A 26242-nucleotide genomic window follows, 5' to 3' on the forward strand; every position below is an offset into this window, starting at 1 on the left:
GTGTGCGTCTGTTAATGCAAACCAGTTGCAGTTAAACAGGAAGACGATGAACTCGAAAAAAACCTGAATGTTATTTTGAAATTATTTCCTGACTGCCATCGGCCAGGGTTCGGACGGCCACCGGCAGGATGTTTGGCAGGGCCTTGAGCAAGGCGTCGGTGTTGTCGGATTTGAACACGCTGGTCAGGCGCAGACTGGCCACGGCCGGGTTGCTGACCGTCAGTGGCTTGTCGCGATAACGCGAAACTTCCGCTGCCACTTCGCCGAGGCTGGCGTTGTTGAACACCAGTTTACCGCTGCGCCACGCCGTCAGTTCGGCGGGGTTGACCGCATATGCGGCGGCGACGCGACCCTCGGCATCGACGTGGGTACCGAGACCTGCCGTCAAGTTGATGAACTCGTTGTCCGGCGCATTGCGCCCCTGCACCTTTACCGTGCCCTGCTCCACCGCGACCCGGGTTTGCATGACGTCGCGGCGCACATCGAACCGCGTACCGGTCACGGTGACCTTGCCACTACCGGCCTCGACCACGAACGGGCGCGCGCTGTCGTGCTGAACGCTGAACAGCGCCTCGCCTTCACTCAATTCAATGAGCCGCCGATCCTTCTCAAAACGCACCTGCAGACGGCTGCGGCTGTTCAGGTCGATCACCGATCCGTCCGGCAGCGCCACGTGCTTGCGCTCACCCAGCGCCGTCGCGAACTCGGCGCTGTAGCCGTCGGGGAGATTCAGACCGCTGAACAGACCGAGTCCGAGCGCCACCGCCAGCACACTGGCGGCCACGGCATAGCGCAGCAGCGGGCGACGTTCGCGACGGGCCGGCGGGGTTTCGACGAGGGACTTGAGACGTGGCGCCGGCAGCAGATCGGCCGCCGTCCACAGGCCTTGCAGCAACTGGAATTCGTCACGGTGTTGCGGATGCTGGTTCAGCCAGGCATCGAAGCGCTGCTGTTCGTCGGCGCTGATCAGCGGTTCCTGCAAACGCACAAACCAGCGTGCCGCCTCATCGCGCACCGTTGTTTGCCCGCACGCGCAATCACGGGTATCCATCATGGAATGTCCTGTCGGGCTGGGGATGAAAAGCGGCGGCCGCTCATGACTGCATGCCGTCGAGGCGATCGCGCAAGTGGCGCAGGGTGCGGATCATATACTTTTCGACCATGTTCCTCGACAGCCCCAGACGTTCGGCGATTTCCGCCTGGGTCAGGCCTTCGATCTTTTGCCAGACGAAAATCTTCCGGCAGTTGAGCGGCAGTTCCTGCAGCGCCCGTTCGATGGAGTCGGCCAGCTGGATCGCCTGCATGTAATGCTCCGGGTCGCCGGTGGACGACACACTGTGATCGATCGCCTGCGACTCCATGGCTTCCCGTCGGTCCTCACGCCGATAACCGTCGACCGCAATGTTGCGTGCGGTCTGGTGCAGATACGCCCGTGGCTGCTGCACCGCCGCCGAATCGGATTCGAGCACCCGCACAAAGGTGTCGTGCGCCAGATCCTCGGCCTGCGCACGATCGCGCAGGCGCCGGGTCCAGGTGCCGATCAACTCTTCGTAATGCTCGAAAAAGCCGGGTCTGCGGGGCAGCATGGGGTTCATGACAGCGTGCTGGGGGAAAGAGACGTGAATAGTAATGCTTCCTATTAAGCCCGGCAATTCATTCCTTGGAAACGCTCGATTCAAGGGTAATCGTCAGTAAAACCGCGCCTTCCCCCACCTATTGTGTAAAATGCCGCCCGGGTGCCACCGCAACAACGCGGCAGGGCAGGTTTAATTCAGCGCAGGTCGGGCCGCCGCGCGGAGTTGCTGTGCCTATGAGCCACGATCCGTCACGCCTGCAGACTGCCCCTGCCCGCCAGGAGTCGCCTTCTGCCCTGGCCTTTCTCTCGCGTTTTTTCGCTGCCGAATCCGCCGGTGGCCTGATTCTGATGGCCGCTGCCCTGGCCGCGCTGCTGGTCGCCAACTCGCCTTGGGCGGCCACGTATTTCTCGACCTTGCACATCAAGATCGCCGGTCTGTCGATCGAGCATTGGGTGAATGATGGCCTGATGGCGATCTTCTTCATGCTGGTGGGCCTGGAGATCAAGCGCGAATTGCTCGCCGGTCAGTTGTCGACCTGGGGTCAGCGCGCGCTGCCGGGCTTCGCCGCGCTGGGCGGGATGCTGGTCCCGGCCCTGATCTACGTCGCGATCAACTGGGGCAATCCGCAGACCCTGAGCGGTTGGGCGATCCCCGCCGCCACCGACATTGCTTTCGCCCTGGGCGTGCTGTCGCTGCTGGGCAAACGGGTGCCCGTGTCGCTGAAAATCTTCCTCTCGGCGCTGGCCATCCTCGATGACCTGGGCGCAGTGGTGATCATCGCGATTTTCTACACCAGCGGCCTGTCGGTGAGCATGCTGCTGGCCTCGTTGGCAGTGATTGCACTGCTGGTGATCCTCAACCGCTGCGGTGTCAGAAAACTTTGGCCATACCTGATCGCCGGCGCCTTCCTGTGGTTCTTCATGCTGCAATCGGGGATCCACGCGACCCTCGCCGGGGTGATTCTGGCCCTGTGCATTCCGCTGGGAAATCCCGAAGACGAGCACAACTCGCCGCTGCTGTACCTCGAAGAAAAAATGCATCCGTGGGTGGCGTTCGCCGTGGTGCCGATTTTCGGCTTCGCCAACGCGGGTGTGTCGCTGACCGGCATTTCTCCGAGCAACCTGCTTGAGCCGGTACCACTGGGCGTGGCGCTGGGGCTGTTGTTCGGCAAGCAGATCGGTATCCTCGGCCTCGGCGCCCTGGCGATTCGCAGTGGTCTGGCACAACTGCCGCAAGGCGCGAGCTGGCTGCAGCTGTACGGCGTCGCCCTGCTCTGCGGGATCGGCTTCACCATGAGCCTGTTCATCGGCGCGCTGGCGTTCCCGGGCGCGCCGCATCTGGTCGACTCGGTGAAAGTTGGGGTGTTGCTGGGTTCGATCCTGTCCGCGCTGCTGGCGGTGGTCGTGCTGATGAGTGGGGGTAAGGCGAAGGCTTCGAGCTGACCCTCTGCGGCAAGCAGTCCCGGTCAACTCGCGTTGACTGGGACTGAGGCGATTGCAACCGAGCTACGCGATCCGGAACTGTTGCGCCCCGACGGTTCTGGATCCTTCAGTGACCTCAAGACGTTGCGCCCGCAACAGATCCCGCTTCACTGTGCAAATCAGCCTTTTTGCACCTCAAACTTCGTCGCATGACTGCCCTGCAGCATTTAACAATCTTACCTGGACCAGTGCATCCCCCACCTCGCCACCATTGATTGCATAGGTAGCACGGGCCGATCCATCTTTAATAGGCTTGATATGCTTTGACCAATCACCGACTGTTATTACAACACCCTCGGAGATGTCCTCCGAAGTGATAGCGTGCTTGAGCGAAGTCTCGGTATCGAAAATGGGTTGCTCGCCCGCTTGATCGGTATATCCCTGCCAGTTCAGTTTCAATACGGCCCCGATCTGCGTGTCTGGCAACAGCCTCACTTTAACCCTTACACCGCCCATTGGATTCGAACGGCAATTGATGACGCCGTTTTCTGCATCCGGAAATGTGATATCGCTCATTTTTGCAGCTCCTTGAAATGACCTGATAAAGGCCGGGATAAAACCAATCTGGTTTGAAGTACCGGAACCTGATCTTCAGTTTTCAAGGAAACTCTCACAACTGTTATAAATGACAGTTTTTTAAAACTCTTCGCTATGCCGAATATTCATTTTTGATATATATATTCGACTTGCGTATTTGCATGCGATGGTTGCGCAGCGACTATCTTCGCGGTAATGCGACAGATCAAAACGAGCGAGCTTGCTCGCGAAGGCGCTGGTAGTCAACAGCCTCGCTGACTGAACTGACGCCTTCGCGAGCAAGCCCGCTCCCACAGTTTTTACAGCGGTGCTGCTCAGCCTTTTTCGTCGATCCCGGCCTGTAGGGTCTGGCTGTCCAGATTCCCGCTCAGGGTCACCGGACCGACTTTCAGATTGCCGTTATCGAACGACACCTTCGGTGCGTTCTCCTCGGTTTTCTGCGGCAGGTCCAGTCCGGCTTTCACCCCGTAGTCACGGTTGACCAGATCGCTGCCAACGACCTTCAAAGCGCCCAGATCGACCTTGCCGTCCGTCGATGAAATCCGTGCGCCGGTCAGCTGCGTACCACCACCAACGTTCAACTTCACACCCTGATTGCCACTGATGCCGGACGCCTGCGCGACGCTGTCCTTGTGCGCGTATTCGCCCTGCGCTTTCAACGTTGGTTTGTAGTCAGTGCCGGCGAGCTTTTCCTTGTCGCTCGGTGGATTTTTCTTCGCCGTCAGGCCCAGATCAACATCGACCTTGGCCTGCGTCTTCGAGTCCTGGCGGCTTTCGACGGTCAGATCACCAGCGACCTTGCCACTGACATTTTTCGCGTCGATCCGCGCACCTGACATCTGTGCATCGCCAGCGCTGTTAAGCACCACGCTGTCAGCCTTGATCTGGCTGTTCTGCTGGGTGGTGCCTTGCAGGTAATCGACGCCGACCTTGGCCCCGGCGTTGAAGCCGTGGTCACTGCTGGCCTTTTCATCGGCTGCGGTCGGGGTCTTGCTGCTCAGGTTGCCGCCGGCATTCAGCGCGACGTTCCAGTTGTTGCGGCTCTCGGTGGACTGCGCCGATTCCTGAACCAAACCACCCTTCTGCGCATTGATGCTGACGTTCGGCGCGCTGACTTGCGTGCCTTGCAGGTGCACCGCGTCACCGCTCAAGGCGACGTTGCTCTGGCTGTTGAGCTGGCCACCGGTCAGGGTTTGCGAGTTTTCGTTGACCCGACCAATGTTGAAGTTACCGCTCAGATTACCGCCCTGATCGCGACTCTTCTCGCTGCTGGATTTGCTGCCGCCGCCCTTCAAACCGCCGCCGAGATTGCTGCCAGTCGCGGTGTGGGTATCAACGGCCGCTTGCAGATCGAGTTTGCCGTCAGCGTGCAGCTCAATGCCGCCGGCGCTGTCGATCTGCGTGCCTTGCTGGACCTGATTGCCACCGCTGCTCAGTTGTACCGGGCCGTTGCCGCTGATGCTCGCCACGTGAGCCTGAGTGTCAGAGGTCTGCTTGCCGGTGTGGTCAAGCTGGAAGCCAGCGCCGAGGTCGACGTTGGTGCCGTCGGTGCCCGGCAAGGTGCCGACGGTCAGCGAGCCGTTGCCGCGCAGGCTGGAGTCGCTGCTGCTCTGACGGTCGTTTGCCTGATTCAGCGCCAGATCGCCGTCAGTCTTGATGCTCACACCGCCCTGCCCGCCGTCGAAACGGCTGCCGGCGAACTGCGCATCACCGCCCACCTTGATGTTCACGCCTTGGCTGCCGGCAAAACCGCCGACCACTGCGGTGCTGCTGTCCTTGCTGCTGTAGCTGTTGCCACCCGCGCCGCTGCCGGCGACGTTCACGTCCTCGCCGGTCTTGGTGTAGACCCGCACGTCGACCTTGGCGTCCACCGAGTTATCGGTGCTGCTGTGAGTGTTGCTCGCGGCATCGGCAACCAGTTTGTCAGCGCTGATGTTGACCTTGCCGTTGCTCGCGCTGTACTGGGTGCCCTGGTCGTGCAGGGTGCCGGCGGTTTTTACCTCGACACTGCCACCGTCGAAACGGCTGACCACGGCGTTGCTGTTGTGCTCGGTCTTGTCGGCGCTGCCGTGACCGATCGCCACGTCGATACCGACGTTCGGCTGGCCAAGATTGCTCAGGGCTTCCTTGTCCGGCACCTTGCCGTTGAGCACATCCTTGACTGCACCGGCAATCGGGCGGGCGATGTCCTTGTACTCGACGTTGGCGCCGATGTCCGCCGACCAGTTGCTCTGATTATGGCTGCTGCTTTCGGTGTTGCTGGCGGCGCGGTTGTCGATCTGGTTGGCCGCGACGTTCACGCCGTTGCCAGCCTTGATCTGCGCGCCTTCGGTCAGCAGTTTGTCGGCATTGATGTTCAGGCTGCCGCTGCTTTGCACGTGGGTGGTTTGCGCGGTAGTTTTGCTGCTGCTGTCTTGCGTGGTGCTGTGGGCAAAGTCGACGCCACTGCCAGTGCGGTCGAGGCCGCCGGTGTAGTAGAAACCGCCGCCAGTACTGGAGGTGTCGGATGAGGTTTTGTGGCTGTCCTGTTCGGCCAGCAACGACACATTCTTGCCACTCAGCGTGGTATCGCCAGCAGTGGATTTGACTTCACCGCCCTTGATCGTCAGATCGCCGCCGGCCTTCACCTGCACGCTACCGCCGCTGAGGCTCGAACCTTGCTGATTGACGTCGTTACGGGTGACGGTCTGCTGCTTGTCTTCGTAGTGCACCCCGGCGCGGTATTGCTCCGGCGTTTGCTCTTTGGCGTAGGCATCGAAGCCACGGGTCTCGGTGGTCGAGCTGCTGTCGTGGCTGTTCTGCGTGGAATGCACGTTCACATCACCCGCTGCGTCCGCCGTCAGCACGCCACCAGCCTTGACCGTAGAGCCGGCCACTTCGATGTCCTTGGCGCTCTTGAGTTTGAGGTTGCTGTCGGAAACCAGCTCGCTGCGCACCGTGGTGCTGTCCCTGGAATTCTGCCGCGACTCGTCCTTGGTGATGCCGAAGAATTTGCTGTCCTTGTCGTGGTTGTTGCTGTGCGAAGTGTCCTGCACACCGTCGATCACCAGCGAACCCTGATCGCTGATCACGCTGGCCTCGGTGCCGCCACGGACCTGGCTGCCGCTGATGCGCACGTCGTCAGCCTTGACGATCAGTTTGCCGGCCGCATTGATTTTGCTGCCCTGATGCCGGGTCTGGCCCTTGTCGGCATCACCGGTCTTGCCGAAGAATCCGCCGCCAACCAGGTCGCCGGAGTAACTGTTGTTATTGCTGCGACTGGTGCGCGTGGCCGTGGTGACGTCCACTTGCTTGCCCGCCAGTTTCACATCGCCGGCGCTGTTCAGTTCGGCACCTTCGGCGCGCAACAACGCGGCGGTTTGCAGCGCGATATTGCCGCCCTTCAACTGGCTGCCGATGCTGCGCTGCTCTTCGCTGCTGTTGTTCCAGTCGGCCTTCCACAGATGCTTGCGATGGTTGCCCTGATCGGTCCGGGTGTGGCTTTCGGTGGCAGCTGTCAGGCGCAGATCACCGCCACTCTGCACATCGAGGTTTTTTGCCGCTTCAACTTTGGCCGCTTTGAGTTCGGTGTCTTTGCCGGAGGTCAGCCTGGCGTCGCGGCTGGCGACGATCTGGCTGCCGTGCTGGCGAGTTTCACTGTCGGTCTGGGTGCGATCGTAGGTTTCCCAGGTGATGCCGATGGTGCTGTTGCTCCAGTTTTCGCGCTGCTGCTGGAGCTTGCGGCTTTCGACGCTGCTCAGGGTCAGGTTGCGCTTGGCATTGACGCTGACGTCGCGACCACTGACGTCGGTGGCGGCCAGCGTCAGGTCGTTGCCGCTGTGCAGGCCGACATCACCCTGACTGCTGCGAATGCTGGCACGCGTCACTTCGAGGCTGTTGGGGATGGCTTCACCGCTGACGCTGAGATCGCCAGCGGAACGGATCTGCACGCCGTCACGCCCGGCCACTTGCACCGCACCCACACGCACGCCCGCGCCTTCGGCGGTGCTGACGATATTGATGCGCCCGGCCTGCATCGCGCCGAACAGGCTGGCGTCGATGCGTTGATCTTTGGTGTTGCCTGCCGGGTCCACGGCTTTGACCTGACCGCTGGCGTAATCGATCTGATTGCGTCCGACCGTGAGGTTCAACTGATCGCGGGCATCGATGCGGCCCTGGCTGTCGATACGCGGGGCGATCAGGTTGACCGAACCCTCGGCGTTACGCAGGCCGCCACTCTGAATCTGCAACTGACCGCTGGCGTCGCGGGTGTTCAAGGCTTGCAGTTTGCCGTCGTTCAACTCCGGACGACCGACCAGCAGACTGGCGTTCGGCGTGTTGATGAAGCTGCCGCCGTTCACCGAGATGCCGTTGGGGTTGGCCAGCACATAATCGGCCGCGCGGCCGAAGATTTCCTGGGCGCCGTTGATGGCCGAAGGGTTGCGGCTGATCACCTCGTTGAGGATCACGCTCGCCGCCTGGCCCTGCAGTTGCGGGTTGGCCGCCAGTTGCCCGGCTAGCTGCGATTGCCCGGCCTGCAAGGCGTTGTTCAGCACCAGGCCCTGACGGTCGACGTTGTAGTCGAGGAACTGGTTGTGCGACAGGCCCGAGCCGTTGGGCGCGACGATATTGACGATGGGCACGCCGCCCTGGGTCTGCAATTGCGCGGTGCCGCCGGGGCCGGGAGCCACCACCACACCGCCGGCGATGGCGCTGGGCAGGTGCACGGCGAAGAACAGGCTGGCGATCGCCCAGCGCAATTTACCCCGAGGAGAAAGATGGAATGCAAAGGTGTGTGCTGGCATAAAAACGTCTCCATGTAAGTACGGCATCACGGCGCGCGATTTAGTCTTGGCCGTGGCTGTCGCGCTCAGATCCGACGGCTGTTTGTTCACTGCATGATGAGTTTCGGTGGCGCTCATATCTGCAACCCCACGCGCATCAGCCAGGTCTCTGGCTCGTGCTGCAAACCTTTGGGGGTGTTGAGGGCGCGTTGGTAATCGACGTCCACTTGCAGATTCTTCCAGCCCAGATTCAGCCCGACGCTGGCACCGCTTAGGCGTTGGCCCTGGGCGCCGTGGTCAGCCTTGAGCCAGCCGTTGTCCAGGCCCACGCGCGGGGTGATCTGCACCGGCCAATCGCTGCGCAGCGGCAGACGCAAGGTGTTTCGCCAGATCGCGCCGCTGGCCCCGGATGCGCTGCTGACCCGATAGCCGCGCACCGCAGAATCGTCGGTGCCGAGCAACTGTTCGATGGCCGGTAACGGGTCAGGGCTGTATTGCAGATTGAGCTGGCTCTGCCACTGCCACGCTTGCGCGCCGAACTGGCCGTTGCGCCATTGGCTGAGGCCGGCGCGGTACTTGCGAAACTGCGCTTTGGGCAAATTGTTGACCGCATGATTGGCGTCGTCATCGGCGCCCAGCCAGCGCAAGCCTTGTGAGTAGCTGAAGTCGAGATTCCACACCGCACGGTCGAGCCAGAACAGATTGAGTCCGGCTTCGGCCACGGTCAGGGTCGGGCTTTGAATGCCCAGGCGAACGTTCTCCAGATAGCTGTCGACGTCCTTGTGTGCCAGTTGCAGGTTGGCGCTGAGCTGACGGCTCTGGTCGCGCCACAAAACGCGGTCGGCGCGCAGACTCAGTTGATCGGTGATGCCGGTGCTGTACAAGGTCGTGCCGGGCAGTTTGAACGGCGCGCGATATTCGGCATGGCTGGCGAACACGCTGTAGGTCCAGTAGCCGTAGGGAATCGCGTAATACAGGCTGGCGTTGCGACTGTAGCGGTCGCCCTGATTCAACGTGTCGCTGGCACTGAGGCTCAACAGATCGTTGAGCTGCAGCGGGCTGTCGAAGCTCAGGCTGACGGTATTGCGATCACGCCCGGTGCTGGCGCTGCCGAGGTTGTCCATGCCCAGGCCCAACGCCCAGCGCGACTGCCCGGAGGTGCGCGAGCGCAGGATGATTCGCGACGCGCCGGGCTGGCTGCCGGGGGCGATGTCGGCGGTCAGGTCGATCGAGCGCAAGCGGTTCAATTGATCCAGGCCCTGCTCCAGATCGCGCAGGTTCAGCGGCTGGCCGAGCATGTGCGGGAACGCGCCGCCCAGCGAAACGGGCAGGCTCTGATCGGCCAGTTCGATGGACTCGATGTAGCCCTCGTCGATCATGATGTCCAGCGACTGCCCCGCCGCCGGCGCGCTCAGCAAGTACGGGCGACTGGCGATGTAGCCTTGCTCGACGTAGATCGCGGTGATGGTCGCCAGCAAATGGTTGATCTGGCCGACGCCCATGCACGGCGCCAGCAGCGGTTTGATCCGGGCGTTGAGCTTGTTGCTGTCGATCAGCGTGACGCCACCAATGCGCGTGCCGCTTAGCGGCCAGCAGCGTTCATCGGGGGTGACGGTTTGCGGGATGGCCGGCGTGGCCGGTGCCGGACCGAACGCACCGCGCTCCAGTTGGCGCTTGCGTTGTTCCATTTGCAGTTGTTGCAGATCGCGTTGTTGCTGTTGCTGCTGGCGCAGCACTTCCTGGCCCGGCGCAACAGGATCAGCCGCTTGAATCGAGGAGGCACACACACTCAACACAAAGGCCGACAACAGCGGGCAAAGCGTGGAACGACGACGGAAAACAGCACGAAGCGAATACGGCACGCAACATCCTTGCAATCATAAAGTAGCGTAATGCCACCTCATCAATGCGAGTGATAGTCAGAGCCTTCCTACACAAATGCAAGACGCTTCCTACAACGCTTACATTTCTTAAACATTTGATTTTGCTGTGTTCAACGCTACGCCATCAGGGGTTCCCCGAGGGCTTTCATTGAGTTCTTGAAGATTTGGCCCGTATTACTGGCGCTGTCATTTAATCGAAACCGCTCCAAACCCCGAGGCCGGGTAAGCAACTGACGATTGGCACAAAAACATAATTGCCACAAAATATTACTTGCGTCATATTACAGCCGTAATAACAGCCCGTTTCCGCAGGTATTACGCCATGACCAGCATGCCCACCCTTGAGCCAGACCTGTCTGCCCCGGTCACCCCCGCCAAACCGCCACTGCGCAAACGCCTGCTGCTGACCGGCGCCGGCCTGATCGCGCTGGTGGTGGTCGGCATGTATGCCGCGCACTGGTGGGGCACCGGGCGATTTCTTGAAGAGACCGACGATGCCTACATCGGTGGCGACGTCACGGTGATCGGGCCGAAGGTCGCCGGTTACATCGAAGAAGTGCTGGTCAGCGACAACCAATCGGTCAAGGCCGGCGACGTGCTGATCCGCCTCGACGCGCGCGACTATCGTGCCAATCTCGCCAAAGCCGAAGGCGCGGTTGCCGCCGAAGAGGCGCTGCTGGCCAACCTCGACGCCACCGAGCAACTGCAGCAAGCGGTGATCGGCCAGGCCCGGGCCGGCATCGATGCCGCCGGTGCCGAAACCGCCCGCTCGCGGGATGACAATGCGCGTTACAAACGTCTGGTCAGCACCAATGCCGTGTCGGTGGAAAGCGCCCAACGCGCCGACGCGACGTTCAAGACCGCGCAAGCCCTGAGCGCTCGCGCCCAGGCTGAATTGCTCGCCGCCCAGCGCCAACTGGCGGTGATCGACACCCAGAAACAACAGGCCCGCGCCGCCCTGCAACAAGCCCGCGCCGAGCGTGATCTGGCGCAATTGAATCTCGGCTACACCGAACTGCGCGCGCCGGTCGATGGCGTGATCGGCAACCGTCGCGCACGGGTCGGCGCCTATGCCCAGGCCGGGTCGCAACAGTTGTCGGTGGTACCGGCCAGCGGTCTGTGGGTAGATGCCAATTTCAAAGAAGACCAACTGGCGCGGATGAAACCCGGGCAACGGGTGAGCATCCGCGCCGACGTACTCTCCGGCCAGGAATTCCATGGCCGCCTCGACAGCCTCGCCCCCGCCACCGGCTCGCAATTCAGCGTGCTGCCGCCGGAGAACGCCACCGGTAACTTCACCAAAATCGTCCAGCGAGTGCCGGTGCGAATCCTGCTCGATCCGGCCGACGGCGTGCTCGGGCATCTGCGGCCGGGGCTGTCGGTGACCGCTGAAGTCGACACCCGCGCACAAGCCGAAACCAGCGCCGTGGCCGTCGCGCCATGAGCACCGCCCTCACCGCCCCGGCGCAACCGTTCAATGCCGCCGACATGGCCACCGCGACCAAGGTCTTCGCCTTCGCCACCATGTGCATCGGCATGTTCATTGCGCTGCTGGACATCCAGATTGTCTCGGCGTCGTTGCGCGATATCGGCGGTGGGCTCTCGGCCGGCACCGATGAAACCGCGTGGGTGCAGACCAGTTATCTGATCGCCGAAATCATCGTGATCCCGCTGTCGGGCTGGCTGTCGCGGGTGTTCTCCACACGCTGGCTGTTCTGCGCCTCGGCCGTCGGTTTCACCCTGGCCAGCCTGCTCTGCGGCGTGGCCTGGAACATCCAGAGCATGATCGCCTTTCGTGCGCTGCAAGGCTTTCTCGGCGGTTCGATGATTCCGCTGGTGTTCACCACCGCGTTCTTTTTCTTCACCGGCAAACAACGGGTGATCGCCGCCGCAACCATCGGTGCGGTGGCGTCGCTGGCGCCGACCTTGGGGCCGGTGATCGGCGGCTGGATCACCGACATTTCCTCATGGCACTGGCTGTTCTACATCAACCTGGTGCCGGGAATTTTCGTTGCGGTGGCCGTGCCGATGCTGGTGAAAATCGACCAGCCGGAGCTGGCGCTGCTCAAGGGCGCGGACTACCTGAGCATGGTGTTTCTCGCGCTGTTTCTCGGCTGCCTGGAATACACCCTCGAAGAAGGCCCGCGCTGGAACTGGTTCAGCGATCAAACGATTCTGACCACGGCATGGATCAGCGGTCTGGCGGGTCTGGCCTTCATCGGGCGCACCTTGCACGTGGCCAATCCGATCGTCGATCTGCGCGCACTCAAGGATCGCAACTTTGCCTTAGGCTGTTTCTTTTCCTTTGTCACCGGGATCGGCCTGTTCGCGACGATTTACCTGACCCCGCTGTTTCTCGGACGGGTGCGTGGCTACAGCGCGCTGGACATTGGTCTGGCGGTTTTTTCCACCGGGGTGTTCCAAATCATGGCGATTCCGCTGTACGCCTTTCTCGCCAATCGCATGGATCTGCGCTGGATCATGATGATCGGCCTGGGCTTGTTTGCCGTGTCGATGTGGGAGTTCAGTCCGATCACCCACGACTGGGGTTCCGCTGAGTTGATGCTGCCGCAAGCGCTACGCGGAATTGCCCAGCAACTGGCAGTGCCGCCGGCAGTGACGCTGACTTTGGGAGGTTTGGCACCGGCGCGCTTGAAGCACGCTTCGGGGCTGTTCAACCTGATGCGTAATCTGGGCGGCGCCATCGGCATTGCCGCGTGCGCGACCATTCTCAATGACCGCACCAACCTGCACTTCACCCGCCTGGCTGAGCATCTGAACAGCAGCAACGAGGCGATGAATCAGTGGCTGGCGCAGGTCGGTGGCAACCTGGCGACACTGGGTCAGAGCGGTGACGTCGGCGTCACCGCCAGCCTGCGTCAACTGTGGCTGCTGACTTACCGCGAGGCGCAGACCCAGACCTATGGCGACACCTTTTTGATGATCATGCTGTGCTTCATCATCGCCACGGCGATGGTGCCCTTGATGCGCAAGGTACAACCACCGGCCGCGCCGAGTGCGGATGGGCATTGATCCATATCTGCAATGCATGCCCACTGTAGGAGTGAGCCTGCTCGCGATGGCGCCAGTTCATTCAACATTAATGTTGAACGGTTAATCGCTATCGCGAGCAGGCTCACTCCTACAAAAGATTGTGTCTGGGGCTTAGAGCTGCGGGGTTTTGCGGAAGCCCACGGCCAGACGGTTCCAGCTGTTGATGGTGTTGATTGCCACGCTCAGGTCGACCATTTCCTTGGGCGTGAATTGCGCCGCGACGATGTCGTAGTCTTCGTCCGGGGCGTGGGTCAGGCTCAGTTGGGTCAGCGATTCGGTCCACAGCAGCGCAGCACGTTCGCGCTCGGTAAAGAACGGCGCTTCACGCCACGCGGTGACGGCGAACAGTCGACGCGGGGTTTCGCCGCCCTTGATCGCGTCAGCGGTGTGCATGTCGATGCAGAACGCACAGCCGTTGATCTGCGAAGCGCGCAGCTTGACCAGTTCGACCAGGGTCTTTTCCAGCGGCAGTTTCGAGACCGCGGTTTCCAGGGCGATCATCGCTTTCAGGGCGTCTGGGGAGGCGGTGTAGAAATCGGTACGAGCTTTCATGATTGAGTTTCCGGGGCCAGTGAATGTGTGACTAAGGTAGTCCCGCACTTGCCCCGGACAAATAGCCAATCTCCCGGAAGACGAGTAGACCACCCTGTCACACGCGATTGCGCAACCAGTGCAGGAACCCGGTTTTCGCCACCACGGTCGGCACGTCCTGGGTCAGGCTCTGGGCCTTGTGCAGGCGATAGTCGAGCAAGGCTTTCATCGCCTCGTTGATGTCGTGGCGGGCATCCAGGCACGGCTTCAGATAGGTCTTCTCGATGCGGTACAGCGCACAGAAGGTTTTCGCCGCGAAGGTCGCCGGCACAGACGAATCGGAGAGGATGCCGGCCTCGCCGATCACCTCCCCCGGCCCCATGCGCCCGGATTCGAACGGGCTGCCATGGCGAGTCAAGGTCACGCTGACAACGCCCGATTCGATGATGAACAAATGATCGCTGACCTCCCCGGCCTCCAGGATCGCTTCCCCGGCGCGGAAGGTTTGCAGGGTCATGTTCTGGCTGAAGGTGTCTTTCTCTTCCTGGCGCAGGGTGGAGAAAATCGGCGAACTGTCGAGCAGCGCCCGTGGCCGCGACAGGCCGCTTGGCGCATTCGGTTCCACGCTCGACAACAGATTGACCCCGGACGCCTGCAAGTGCCGGTAAGCGAGATCGAACAGCTGATTGCGCACCGAGCGTTTCTGATCCATCGACGAGACAAAACCGCTGATCTCATATTCCGCGCCGGCGCTGCTGGAGCTCTTGAGCGCGACGCTTGGCGAGGGATTGTCCAGCAGCGGACGGCAGCCCTGCATCGCCCGTTCCAGCGCGTCGATCACCGTATTGGGCCGGGCATGCGGGCTGACCTGGACACTGACAGCCACCCCGAACATGTTGCTCGGACGGCTGAAGTTGATGATCTTGGCCTTGGCCGCCAGCGAGTTGGGAATCACCGCCATGCTGCCCTGACTGGTCTGTAGACGCGTGGCGCGCCAGTCGATGTCGATGACCCGGCCTTCGGTGCCATCGATCGAAATCCAGTCATCGATCTGATAGGGCTTGGTGGTGTTGAGCACGATCCCGGAAAACACATCGCTGAGGGTGCTCTGCAACGCCAGACCGACGATGATCGCCAAGGCCCCGGACGTCGCCAGCACACCTTTGACCGGCAGATCCAGCACGTAGGCCAGGGCCGCGATAATCGCGATCAGGAAAATCACCGCACCGAGCAGATCCTGCAACAGCCGCCCGGTGTGCCCGACCCGCTGCATCATCACCGCACCGATCAGCACGGTCAGGGTGCGCGCGCCAAACAGCCACCAGCCGATCTGCAAGCCGGTCGCCGCCAGGTGCAGCGGCACGTTGTCGGCCCACGGCGCCGGCTCCATCGGATTCAGGCCTTCGTTGAACAACAGCACGCTGAACAGGCTGAAAATCAGCACCCGCACCAGCAGCTTCCACTCGCTGCCACGGGAGCTGATCAGGCGCCACAGCCCGAGATCGAGGAGGATCAGGATCAACGCGCAAAACAACGGATGTTCGGTCAAAAAAGACAACATCAAAGCACTCCGACAGGGCCCGGTCGCGAGAAGATCGCACAGATTGGGCAAGTGTAGGAGTAATTGATTTCAGAGGCAGAACACCAGCACAAAAACACCGGAAAACCCCTGTGGGAGCGAGCCTGCTCGCGAAGGCGGTGGATCAGTCAGACATGCATTGACTGGCACTGCGCTTTCGCGAGCAAGCCCGCTCCCACAGGGGTGAAATTTACCCGTGCATCCGGCCAAAACGTCCCGACTGGAAGTCGGCGAATGCCTGATGAATTTCCTGCTCGGTGTTCATCACGAACGGGCCATGGCCGACAATTGGTTCGTCGATTGGCTCGCCGCTGAGCAACAACACCACCGCATCTTCACTGGCCTCAAGGGTCAACTGACGGCCGTCGCGCTCGAACAGCACCAACTGCCCGACACCTGCGGTTTCCACACCGTTGATCTGCACCGAACCTTTCAACAGCACCAGCGCGGTGTTGCGTCCCTCGTGCAGATCGAGCGTCAGCAACTTGCCGGCATTGAGCCGCAGGTCCCAGACGTCGATCGGCGTGAAAGTGTGCGACGGGCCTTTATGCCCATCGAACTCACCAGCGATCAGCCGCAGCCGGCCGGCATCGTCCTTCAGCGCGATATTGGGAATATCGCCGTCGAGAATGGTCTGGTAGCCGGGCGCAGCCATTTTGTCCTTGGCCGGCAGGTTGACCCACAGCTGCACCATTTCCAGCTTGCCGCCGGTTCTGGCGAAATCATCCGAGTGGAACTCCTCGTGGAGGATCCCGGATGCAGCGGTCATCCACTGCACGTCGCCGGGGCCGATGGTACCGCCGCTGCCGGTGGAGTCGCGGTGCTGCACTTCGCCGTCGTAGACGATGGTCACCGTTTCAAAACCACGGTGCGGGTGCTGGCCGACGCCGCGACGCTCAGTGGTCGGGGTGAATTCGGCCGGGCCTGCGTGATCGAGCAGCAGGAACGGGCTGATGTGTTTGCCCAGGTTGTCATAGGAAAACAGGGTGCGCACCGGGAAACCATCGCCGACCCAATGGCCGCGAGGGCTGGTGTAGATACCGATGATGTTTTTCATGGTTGCCTCCAGAAAAGGTGGGTGACGCAATGGATTAAGCTTAAATCCATAGCGTTTTTAGGACTAGACGGCAAAAACCGGCTTTAGCGTTCCATTTATAGAACAGTCCCACCGTTGAATCTCGATCCTTGCGGGAGCGGGCTTGCTCGCGAAGGGGCCGGTCCAGACAACACCACTATCGGGAAAGATTCATGACTTCTGCTCAACAGTGCTTTGCCCCAGCAGCGGTTTTTCCCAAGCACACAGACGCGGATACTCCTGCCCATTCCCACTGCAACCCTGGAGTCATCAATGTCTGTTCCCGCTTTTGGTCTGGGTACGTTTCGCCTGCAAGGTCAGGTGGTCATCGATTCGGTGCGCACCGGCCTTGAACTCGGTTACCGCGCCATCGACACCGCGCAGATCTACGAGAACGAAGCCGAGGTCGGCCAGGCCATCGCCGCCAGCGGCATTGCTCGCGAAGAGCTGTTCATCACCAGCAAGATCTGGATCGCCAACTTCGCCAAGGATCGTCTCATCGACAGCCTCAAGGAAAGCCTGCAGAAATTGCAGACCGACTACCTCGACCTGACGCTGATCCACTGGCCGTCGCCGGAAGATCAGGTGCCAGTCGCCGAATTCATGGGCGCGCTGCTCGAAGCCAAGCGTCTGGGCCTGACCCGGCAGATCGGGGTGTCCAACTTCACCATCGAGCTGATGCAACAGGCCATCGCCGCGGTTGGCGCGGAAAACATCGCCACCAACCAGATCGAACTGCACCCGTACCTGCAAAACCGCAAAGTGGTCGAGTTCGCCCGCAGCCAGGGCATCCAGATCACCTCCTACATGACCCTTGCCTATGGCGAAGTGCTGAAGGATCCGGTGATTCAGCAGATCGCTGATCGCCTGCAAGCGACCCCGGCGCAAGTCACCCTGGCCTGGGCGATGCAGTCGGGTTACGCGGTGATTCCATCGTCGACCAAACGCGCCAACCTGCAGAGTAACCTCGGCGCCACCACGCTGACCCTGAGCGAATCCGACATGGCGCTGATCGCCGGTCTGGAGCGCGGCCATCGCCTGACCAGCCCGAAAGGCATTGCCCCGCGGTGGGATTGATCGCTCAGTCCTGAAGCCGCTGCGCGAGGCCGAGCATGGCCCTGCGCAGCGCATCCGCCGAGCGGTGGACAGCCAGGGTTTCGGCGTCGCGGCACGCCTGTTCGAGATCGCTGCACGCCGCCGCCACCCGCGCGGCACCGACCATTTGCGCACCGCCCTTGATGTGATGCGCCAGGGTGCTTAATTCGCTCAGATCCTGTGGCTGGCGCGCAGCGTCCAGCCGTTGCAGATCGTCGTGCAGACTGCGCAACACTTGTTCGCGCAGGCGCTGCATCACTGCAGGATTGTCCCCGGCCATCTGTTCAAGCGCGCTCAGGTCGATCTCGGGCAACGGCGGTGCCGGGTCCGACAGCTGGTCACCGTCACCGCGACTGGCCGCCTTCAATGCCTGTTGCAGATCGTGCAAGCGAATCGGCTTGAACAGACAATCGTCCATGCCGGCCTCAAGACAACGGACTTTCTCCTCGACCTGCGCATTGGCAGTGAAGCCGAGGATCAGGCAGCGTGCCCGACCGCTCGCCGCCTCTTCTTCACGAAGTGTCCGAGCGAGTTCGTAACCGTTGCGCCGGGGCATGTTGCAATCGGTGATCAGCACATCGAAAGCCTGTGTTCGCCAGCGCTGCAAGCCCAGCTCACCATCCTCGACATCGACCGTAGCGTGGCCCAGTTCACTCAGTTGCCGGCACAGGAGCAAGCGGTTGACCGGATGATCGTCCACCACCAGCACGCTCAGCGAACGCGCTGGCGTGTCCGCCACTTGCGGGCCTGCCGTCTCGGGTTCGAGCGCGGTCAACAGCGGCAACTGCAGGTTTACCTCAACCCGCGTTCCATGCCCCGGCTCGCTGTCCAGGTGCAGTGTGCCACCCATCATTTCGCAGAGGTTACGGCTGATCACCAGGCCCAGTCCCGAGCCGCTACGCGCTGACTGGCCCTGGTTAGCGGCCTGGACGAACGGACTGAACAGGCGTTTGCGGTCATCGGCACTGATGCCGATTCCGCTGTCTGCGATCACCACCGCGACCGCCAGGATCCCGGACGGCATCGCAGAGCATGACAAACGCAGGCTCACCTGACCCTGCTCGGTGAACTTGATCGCGTTGCTCAACAGGTTTGACAGCACTTGCTTGAAGCGTGTCGGGTCGAGCATGACGTCGACGTCACTGTGCGCATCCAGTTCGACCTGCCACAGCAGGCGTTTCTCCCGCGCCAGCCCTTCGAATACGCGGCACACCGCGATCACTTGTTCGCGCAGATTGGCCCGCTGCGGCGCGAGGGACAAATGCCCGGACTCGATACGTGCGATATCGAGAATGTCACCGATCAACGCCAGTAATTGCTGGCCGGCACCGGACGCGACCTCGATTGCCAGCTTGTCGGTGACGCCCTCCTCGGCACGCTTGAGGGCCATTTCGAGCATGCCGATCAGGGCATTCATCGGCGTGCGGATTTCATGGCTCATGGTCGCCAGAAACGTAGTCTTGGCCCGATTGGCGTCGTCGGCGGCATCCTTGGCCTGCTGCAACTGGTGCAGCCACTGCTGACGCTGACGCAGCTGCGAGCGCTGAAAACCGATCCAGGCCAAGGCCAGCAACAGCAGCCCTGCCGCACCGGCAAACGCCAGCAGGATTTCGCGGCGATGACGCTGCCAGTAGCTCTCTTCCACGACCACGTCATGGCTCCAGCGCTCGACCAGTTCGTCCATCTGCTGCGGCGCGATGCTCAGCAACGCCTTGTTCAGAATCGTGTGCAGCGACGTATCCTGCGCTGCGGTCGCCAGCGCAATGCGTGCCGGCTGATCGCCGATCGTGTTGGTGATGCGCAGGCGTTCGCGATAATGGCGGGCGATCAGAAAACGCGCCACCAGCAGTGAGCTGACCGTCACGTCGGCCTGGCCTTTGGCGATCTGCTCCATGCCCTCGGCCGGGCTGCGCACCTCCACCAGGCGAATCCCGGGCACCTGCTGCAGAATAAAGTCGTGCAATGGATGACCGCGATAAATCGCCAGCCGCTTGCCCGGCAGATCGGCGAGGCTGCGCGGGCTGCCGGCCGTCGTCGCGCTGACCAGCACAAACGGATTGTTCAGATAGGCACGGGTGAATTGCAGCTCGGTTTCCCGTTCGCTGCTCGGGGTCACCACCGGCAACACGTCGAGTTCACCGGCCTTGAGCTGCTCGATCTGGCGGTCCAGCGAACGCCCCCGAACCACTTCGAATTGCAGCCCGCTGCGCTGACTGATCAGGTTGAGCAATTGCGCCGATAACCCGTTGAATCGCCCGTCGGCATCAAAAAATGTCAGCGGTGCGAAATCCTCGATCACCCCGACCCGCACCCGCGGATGTTGCTCCAGCCACTGCAGCTCGCTGGCACTGAGGCGCACCTGCGACTGCGCGGCCATTTGCGCGCGCCCTGCGCTCCAGCGCTGCTCGATCAGTTGACGACGCTCCATGGGAATCGCCGCCAGCGCCTTGTCGATAATGCGTTTGAGGCGCACCTCACTGCGCAGCAGGGCGAAACCGAAGGGATTGGCATCCAGGCCCGAGGGCCCGGCCAGTTGCAGGTCATTGCGGTAATTGGTGTTGATCAGGTAATTGGCACTGATCAGATCGCCGAGATAGCCGTCATCGACACCAAACGCTACCGCACCCAGCGCATCCATTGCCGAGGAGTAACGCTGCACCTTCGCGTCGGGGTAGAACGCCTGCACGCTGGTCAGCGGCAGATAGTCCTCGACCATGGCGATGCGTTTGCCTGCCAGGTCGGCCGGCAACGTTTCGTCGAGCCGGGTCACCAGCATCGGTTGGTCTTCGGCGTAGGGGCGCGACAAGATGAAATCCGCATCGGCCAGCTCGAAATTGTTCGAGGTGCCCAGCAGATCGAGTTCGCCGCGCTTGAGTGCGCTCATCACCGCGTCGCGGTTGGCGTAGCGTTGCACCTCGATCCGCACCCCGAGCAGTTGCGCCAGCAACTCGGCATAGTCGGCGGTGAGACCTTCCAGCTCCTGCCGATTCCGCGTGATCTCGAACGGTGGATAATCGGGCCCGGAAATCCCCATGCGCAACGTCGCATGGCGGCGTAGCCACTGTTGATCCTGGGGGTCGAGCGGGACTTGAATGTTCTCCAGTGCTGCCTGGCTCAACAACTCCAGAGGCTGCGGCGACTCACTGGCCCAGCAGGTGGCGGTGAAGCTCAACCAGAGCACGCACCACCAGCGTCGCAGATTCACTGTGCTACTCAGATCAAATCGTTGCGCTTGGCGAATTCGCGCAAGTACACCGCTGACTTTGAGTGCAGACCCAGCTTTTTTATCAAGCGGGTTTTGTAGGTGCTGACGGTCTTGTGGCTGAGGAACATTTCAGCGGCGATTTTCTTGTTGGGCTTGCCCAGAGCCAACTGCACGAGAATGTTCAGTTCTCGGTTGGAGAGCTCGTCGATCAGCTGTTTTTCGCTGCGGTGCGACGGGGTCGACACAGAGCCGCTATCAGGCAGTGCAGCAAAATAGGAGTAGCCCGACATCAGCGCCTGGACAGCCTTGTGCAATTGCAGCAACTGGTTGGTTTTAGCCACGTAACCCATGGCGCCACTACGCAGACAGCGATCCTGATAGTGCAGCGGATCCTGAGAAGTAAAAATCAGCACCCTGCATTCGGGGTCGTTGGCCTTGAGCCGCTCCAGCGCTTCCAGTCCACCCACCCCCGGTAACTTGAGATCAAGTATCACCAGTTCCGGTTTGTGCTCACGGCTAAGCTCCAGGGCTTCGCTGGCGTTCGATGCTTCGTGAATCACCTTGAATCTTTCGGCTTCGAGTACGAGTTTCACGGCAGCCCTTACCACCGGATGATCGTCGACGATCAGCGCTGACTTCATGACCGCTCCCAGTGCAAAAACAGGACGATGGCGCCACCGGCATCAGCTGTTACTCACCGGGTTGGCTGCGCAAAGACTGTTACACGGGAAGCAAAGCGTATCTACCTGTCAGATCTGACAGTTGCGCGAAAGGATAATCCATGCTCAGGCCCGGCGTTGCGCGGCTGGCGCCGGGTTCCAGGCATTTACTGCGCACAACGGGGCAACGTCGACCCGCGCCATCAGGTGCTTGATCGCGGCCGCATTGGGCAAGGCGACATGGCTGATCTGCAGGTTTTCCTGAGCGAAACCGGCGGGTGTCAGCGCCGGTGCCGTGGGTTCGTTATAGATCAGGACGTGGCGCACCTGCGGGTTGTTGAGGAAAAACCCCTGCAGGTCCAGCGATCCGGCCGCCAGCTCGGCGTTGATGACTACAACGTCGAACGGTGCGCAGCCGTAGTCCACCAGGGTCAGCAGCTCAAACAGACTCTGTACCGGAGCAACCCGGAAGTATTCGAGGCCATTGAACAGGCGCTCGATTTTCATCCGGTGAAAATGCTGCGAATCGGCAATCAGGATACGCAGGGCTTTATTGATCATGCTCGATCTCGTGAGGTGGATGGGTGCGCCAAGACTACGCAAGCCTCAGGAGCAGTTCTGTAGGACTTTTCCTAAAAAACCGGTCATTCATCCGCACCCATGAGCCATGCCGAATGGCTGCCCGACGTTGTGGCCTTATTCGGTGGTACTCGGACTCCAGAACGCCTGCACCACCAGCGCTGAAGTCGAGATCCGCGCCACCAGCGCATCGAGTTCATCGCCGTCGACCGAAGTGGTCGCCAGCGTGGCTTCTATCTCGATTTCGTCGGCACCGAAGGCGTGCACATCGACGTCGCTGGCCGGGTAGTTGCTGCGTTCCAGCTCGGCTTCGAGCAGGGCGAACACGGCTTTCTGCTGCGAGCGCCGGGCGATCACGTAAACGATGTTGGTGACTTCGGCCGAGACCACGTCCAGTGGCTGGCGGTTGATGTTGTTGACGATCGGCCGCAGCAAGGTGTTGGCGGCCAGAATGAACAGCGTGCCGAGCACCGCTTCGGCCAGCAGGTCGGCACCGGCGCAGGCGCCAACGGCGGCTGACGTCCACAAGGTCGCGGCGGTGTTGAGGCCGCGCACGTTGCCTTCTTCGCGCATGATCACCCCGGCACCGAGAAAGCCGATGCCGGAAACCACGTAGGCGACCACCCGCACCGCGCCTTCAGCACCGCCGAGACGGTTGGCCATGTCGACGAAAATTGCCGCGCCGACCGCCACCAGCACGTTGGTGCGCAGGCCGGCGGTGCGTTGCCGGTACTGGCGCTCGAAACCGATCAGGCCACCGAGGATGAACGCTGCGCTGAGGCTGACCAGCGTGTCGAGCAAAGAAGTCAGGTTGAGGTTGTTGATGGCTTGCATAGTCTTGTCCTTGAAAACATCCGAATCCCCTGTAGGAGTGAGCCTGCTCGCGATAGCGGTGTGTCAGTCGTTGAAATTTTGACTGACGGATTGCCATCGCGAGCAGGCTCACTCCTACAGAGGGAACAGCGTTGTCCTGTTGTTATTGCCAGCCGAACCGGCGGATGTAGAAGCCTTTCACCGCCTGGGTCAGCGCCATGTACGCCAGCAGGATCATCGGCAGGAACACGAAGTACATCGACGGCAGCGCCTGCAGTTTGAAGTAGTTGGCCAGCGGCCCCATCGGCAGGAAGATCCCGACCGCCATGATGATCCCGGTCATCACCAGCAACGGCATGGCTGCACGGCTTTGCAGGAACGGAATCTTCGGCGTGCGGATCATGTGCACGATCAGCGTCTGGGTCAGCAGCCCCACCACGAACCAGCCGGACTGGAACAGGGTCTGGTGATCCGGGGTGTTGGCATCGAACACATACCACATCAAGGCGAATGTCAGGATGTCAAAGATCGAACTGATCGGGCCGAAGAACAGCATGAAGCGCCCGACATCCGCCGGCTGCCAGCGTTGCGGCTTTTTCAGCATCTCGTCATCGACGTTGTCGAACGGAATGGCGATCTGCGAAATGTCGTAGAGCAGGTTCTGTACCAGCAGGTGCATCGGCAGCATCGGCAGGAACGGAATGAACGCACTGGCCACCAGCACCGAGAACACGTTGCCGAAGTTCGAGCTGGCGGTCATCTTGATGTACTTGAGCATGTTGGCGAAGGTCCGCCGCCCTTCGAGCACGCCCTCCTCCAGCACCATCAGGCTCTTTTCCAGCAGGATGATGTCGGCGGCTTCCTTGGCGATGTCCACCGCACTGTCCACCGAGATCCCGATGTCGGCGGTACGCAGCGCCGGCGCATCGTTGATGCCGTCGCCCATGAAACCGACCACATGACCGTTACCCTTGAGGATGCGCACGATGCGTTCCTTGTGCGATGGCGTCAGCTTGGCGAACACGTTGGTTTTTTCTACCGCCACGGCCAGCTCGGCGTCGCTCATGCGCTCGACATCGTTGCCCAGCAGCAAGCCCTGTTGCGCCAGACCGACTTCGCGGCAAATCTTCGCGGTCACCAGTTCGTTGTCACCGGTCAGCACTTTGACCGCCACGCCGTGCTCGGCCAAAGCCTTGAGTGCCGGCGCAGTGCTTTCCTTCGGTGGATCAAGAAACGCCACGTAACCGATCAGCGTCAGTTCCTGCTCATCGGCCAGGCTGTAAGTGTCGCGACCTTCCGGCATCGAGCGGGCAGCCACTGCCACCACGCGCAAGCCTTCAGCGTTGAATGCTGCGGTGACCTGACGAATCCGGGTCAGCAATTCATCGCTCAAGGCTTCCTCGACGTCACCGTGCTGCACACGGGTGCACACCGCCAGCACTTCTTCCACTGCGCCTTTGCAGATCAGCAGATGCGGCTCGCCACGCCCCTCGACCACCACCGACATGCGCCGGCGGTTGAAGTCGAACGGGATCTCATCGACCTTGCGAAATGCCGTGCCGACCTTCAGTTCACGATGGATTTCCACGTGGTCCAGCACCGCCACGTCGAGCAGGTTTTTCAGCCCGGTCTGGTAGTAGCTGTTGAGGTAGGCCTTTTCCAGCACGTCATCGGAGTCTTCACCCCAGACATCGACATTGCGCGCGAGGAAGATCTTGTCCTGGGTCAGGGTGCCGGTCTTGTCGGTGCACAGCACGTCCATGGCGCCGAAGTTCTGAATCGCGTCCAGACGCTTGACGATGACCTTTTTGCGCGACAGGAACACCGCACCTTTGGCCAGGGTCGAGGTGACGATCATCGGCAGCATTTCCGGGGTCAGGCCCACGGCAATCGACAGCGCAAACAGCAGCGCTTCGGTCCAGTCGCCCTTGGTGAAACCGTTGATGAACAGCACCAGCGGCGCCATGACGAACATGAAGCGGATCAGCAGCCAGCTGACTTTGTTCACGCCCAGCTGGAACGAGGTTACCGCGCGGTCAGTCGCGCCGACCCGCTGCGCCAGCGCGCCGAAATAGGTGCTGTTGCCGGTGGTGAGAATCACCGCCACCGCCGTACCGGACACCACGTTGGTGCCCATGAACAGAATGTTCTCCAGCTCCAGCGGATTGCGCGTGTCGCGGTCGGCCTGACGGGCGAATTTTTCCACCGGCATCGATTCACCGGTCATCGCCGCCTGGCTGACGAACAGGTCCTTGGCGCTGAGCACTCGGCAGTCGGCAGGAATCATGTCGCCGGCGGACAGCACGATCAGGTCGCCCGGCACCAGCTGCTTGATCGGCAGTTCGATGCGCAGCTCGTCGCGGCGCATCACCGTGGCGGTGTTGCTGACCATCGCCTTGAGCGCGTCGGCGGCCTGGTTGGATTTGCTTTCCTGCCAGAAGCGCAGCAGCGTCGACAGCACCACCATGGAGAAAATCACCGTGGCGGCTTTCAGGTCTTCGGTCAGCCACGAGATCACCGCCAACAGAGTCAGCAGCAGGTTGAACGGGTTTTTGTAGCAGTGCCACAGGTGGATCCACCATGGCAGCGGCTGCTCGTGCTCGACTTCGTTGAGGCCGTACTGCGCACGCAGGGCGTCGACTTCAAAGTCAGTCAAACCGTCGGTGTGAGTGCCCAGCGACGACAGCAGCTCACCGCTGTCGCGCTGGGCCGCATCGACCAGGGTGTTGGCCAGGGTGGGCGGCACTTCACGGCTGACCGTGGTGTCGGTGATCGATTCCAGCAGCGCCAGACGGCGGAAGTGCCGGGCGATGTGGCGTGTACGCAGGAAGCCTGCGAAAAATTCCTTGAGCGTAAGTTTCATGGCTGTTGCCCCTATGGTCAGCCGGGAAACCGTCGAGCAGGTACGACCGCGCCTCGTACGCCGGAAAATCCGGCACGGCAAGGCTTGGCGCGCCGATCACAAAGGACAGGCGTGTCGATAGGTTTGCGATCACGACCACACGGTCGAAACCACGCACATTCAGTGTGGATGAGAAGGACGTCGGGACATGGTCTCAACTGACCATGATCGGGATGCCGCTGCTCGCTTTACGGCGAGACAACGGCAGAGAAAGGCTGCGCGTTATCTTGCCGAGAATCTGCCGGTTACCGAGACCGGCCGACAACTGTCACTCGAACAAGTACCCACTGTGGGTCTCCGCTATTGATGAAAACGCGCGAAGCTTACGCCTCGATGATTTGAGAGTAAACCCGCAAAAGGAAGTGTGTCGGGGAATGTGGCGGGTGTTCAGGAAGGGTTCAGGATTCAGATTTTTCGCCGGCCTTCAGGGCCCTATCGCGGGCAAGCCCGCTCCCACAAGAATCTCCAGTGAATACAAGTTTTGCATCCGACACAGATCTTGTGGGAGC

At 61.3% G+C, this 26242-nt stretch carries 17 protein-coding genes; 4 read left to right on the plus strand and 13 right to left on the minus strand.

The genetic code is table 11. From position 1 onward, the window contains the following. Window positions 1-70: 70 nt before the first annotated feature. Window positions 71-1054 carry a FecR family protein gene (locus tag AC3WMV_RS14050; RefSeq protein WP_103369064.1) on the minus strand — a complete coding sequence of 328 codons (984 nt, stop codon included), beginning with the start codon at window positions 1052-1054 and terminating at the stop codon, window positions 71-73. 40 nt (window positions 1055-1094) lie between these two features. Continuing rightward, on the minus strand, window positions 1095-1595 hold the full coding sequence (locus AC3WMV_RS14055) for a sigma-70 family RNA polymerase sigma factor (protein ID WP_103369063.1): 501 nt from the start codon (window positions 1593-1595) through the stop codon (window positions 1095-1097). Window positions 1596-1810: 215 nt separating this feature from the next. Here AC3WMV_RS14055 and nhaA point away from each other — a divergent pair, with 215 nt between their 5' ends. Beyond that, entirely contained in the window at window positions 1811-3019 is a 1209-nt protein-coding gene (nhaA, locus tag AC3WMV_RS14060; protein WP_103369062.1) for a Na+/H+ antiporter NhaA, read from the plus strand. Window positions 3020-3193: 174 nt separating this feature from the next. Here the strand turns inward: nhaA and AC3WMV_RS14065 are convergent, their stop codons facing one another. From AC3WMV_RS14065 to AC3WMV_RS14075, 3 genes are all read right to left on the minus strand, one after another. Then, window positions 3194-3574, minus strand: a complete 381-nt coding sequence (locus tag AC3WMV_RS14065) for a hypothetical protein (protein WP_103369061.1) — start codon at window positions 3572-3574, stop codon at window positions 3194-3196. A 335-nt stretch (window positions 3575-3909) separates the two neighbouring features. Then, window positions 3910-8379, minus strand: coding sequence for a hemagglutinin repeat-containing protein (locus AC3WMV_RS14070; protein ID WP_103369060.1), 4470 nt, complete (start codon window positions 8377-8379; stop codon window positions 3910-3912). A 113-nt stretch (window positions 8380-8492) separates the two neighbouring features. Continuing rightward, window positions 8493-10220, minus strand: a complete 1728-nt coding sequence (locus tag AC3WMV_RS14075) for a ShlB/FhaC/HecB family hemolysin secretion/activation protein (protein WP_103369059.1) — start codon at window positions 10218-10220, stop codon at window positions 8493-8495. Between the two features lie 343 nt (window positions 10221-10563). Here AC3WMV_RS14075 and AC3WMV_RS14080 point away from each other — a divergent pair, with 343 nt between their 5' ends. Further along, window positions 10564-11685: an HlyD family secretion protein gene (locus AC3WMV_RS14080; RefSeq protein WP_103369058.1), complete on the plus strand. Its 1122-nt coding sequence runs from the start codon at window positions 10564-10566 to the stop codon at window positions 11683-11685. Beyond that, the gene (locus AC3WMV_RS14085; RefSeq protein WP_103369057.1) at window positions 11682-13274 is read left to right on the plus strand and encodes a DHA2 family efflux MFS transporter permease subunit; all 1593 of its coding nucleotides are present in this window, start codon (window positions 11682-11684) and stop codon (window positions 13272-13274) included. Before AC3WMV_RS14080 ends, AC3WMV_RS14085 begins: the two co-directional genes overlap by 4 nt. Before the next feature lie 132 nt (window positions 13275-13406). Here the strand turns inward: AC3WMV_RS14085 and AC3WMV_RS14090 are convergent, their stop codons facing one another. The 3 genes from AC3WMV_RS14090 to AC3WMV_RS14100 form a co-directional block, all read right to left on the minus strand. After that, window positions 13407-13847, minus strand: coding sequence for a carboxymuconolactone decarboxylase family protein (locus AC3WMV_RS14090; protein ID WP_102355764.1), 441 nt, complete (start codon window positions 13845-13847; stop codon window positions 13407-13409). A gap of 97 nt (window positions 13848-13944) precedes the next feature. Further along, complete coding sequence (locus AC3WMV_RS14095; RefSeq protein ID WP_103369056.1) at window positions 13945-15387, minus strand: mechanosensitive ion channel domain-containing protein; 1443 nt, start codon at window positions 15385-15387, stop codon at window positions 13945-13947. A gap of 208 nt (window positions 15388-15595) precedes the next feature. Further along, window positions 15596-16462 carry a pirin family protein gene (locus AC3WMV_RS14100; protein WP_103369055.1) on the minus strand — a complete coding sequence of 289 codons (867 nt, stop codon included), beginning with the start codon at window positions 16460-16462 and terminating at the stop codon, window positions 15596-15598. A 291-nt stretch (window positions 16463-16753) separates the two neighbouring features. On the opposite strand from AC3WMV_RS14100, the gene dkgB reads away from it, so the two are divergent. Then, window positions 16754-17557 carry a 2,5-didehydrogluconate reductase DkgB gene (gene dkgB, locus AC3WMV_RS14105; protein WP_103369054.1) on the plus strand — a complete coding sequence of 268 codons (804 nt, stop codon included), beginning with the start codon at window positions 16754-16756 and terminating at the stop codon, window positions 17555-17557. Window positions 17558-17561: 4 nt separating this feature from the next. Here the strand turns inward: dkgB and AC3WMV_RS14110 are convergent, their stop codons facing one another. The 5 genes from AC3WMV_RS14110 to mgtA all read right to left on the minus strand — a co-directional run bounded on the left by AC3WMV_RS14110 (window position 17562) and on the right by mgtA (window position 25694). Further along, window positions 17562-20780 carry a transporter substrate-binding domain-containing protein gene (locus AC3WMV_RS14110; protein WP_178085264.1) on the minus strand — a complete coding sequence of 1073 codons (3219 nt, stop codon included), beginning with the start codon at window positions 20778-20780 and terminating at the stop codon, window positions 17562-17564. Window positions 20781-20788: 8 nt separating this feature from the next. Continuing rightward, complete coding sequence (locus AC3WMV_RS14115) at window positions 20789-21421, minus strand: response regulator transcription factor (protein WP_103369053.1); 633 nt, start codon at window positions 21419-21421, stop codon at window positions 20789-20791. A 144-nt stretch (window positions 21422-21565) separates the two neighbouring features. Then, the gene (locus AC3WMV_RS14120) at window positions 21566-22000 is read right to left on the minus strand and encodes a chemotaxis protein CheY (RefSeq protein WP_103369052.1); all 435 of its coding nucleotides are present in this window, start codon (window positions 21998-22000) and stop codon (window positions 21566-21568) included. Window positions 22001-22135: 135 nt separating this feature from the next. Further along, window positions 22136-22852 (minus strand): MgtC/SapB family protein, encoded by a 717-nt coding sequence (locus tag AC3WMV_RS14125; protein WP_007968289.1) that lies wholly within the window; start codon window positions 22850-22852, stop codon window positions 22136-22138. 142 nt (window positions 22853-22994) lie between these two features. Beyond that, window positions 22995-25694 carry a magnesium-translocating P-type ATPase gene (mgtA, locus tag AC3WMV_RS14130; protein ID WP_103369051.1) on the minus strand — a complete coding sequence of 900 codons (2700 nt, stop codon included), beginning with the start codon at window positions 25692-25694 and terminating at the stop codon, window positions 22995-22997. Between the last annotated feature and the right edge of the window lie 548 nt (window positions 25695-26242).

The organism is Pseudomonas sp. FW305-3-2-15-E-TSA4, assembly GCF_058787295.1.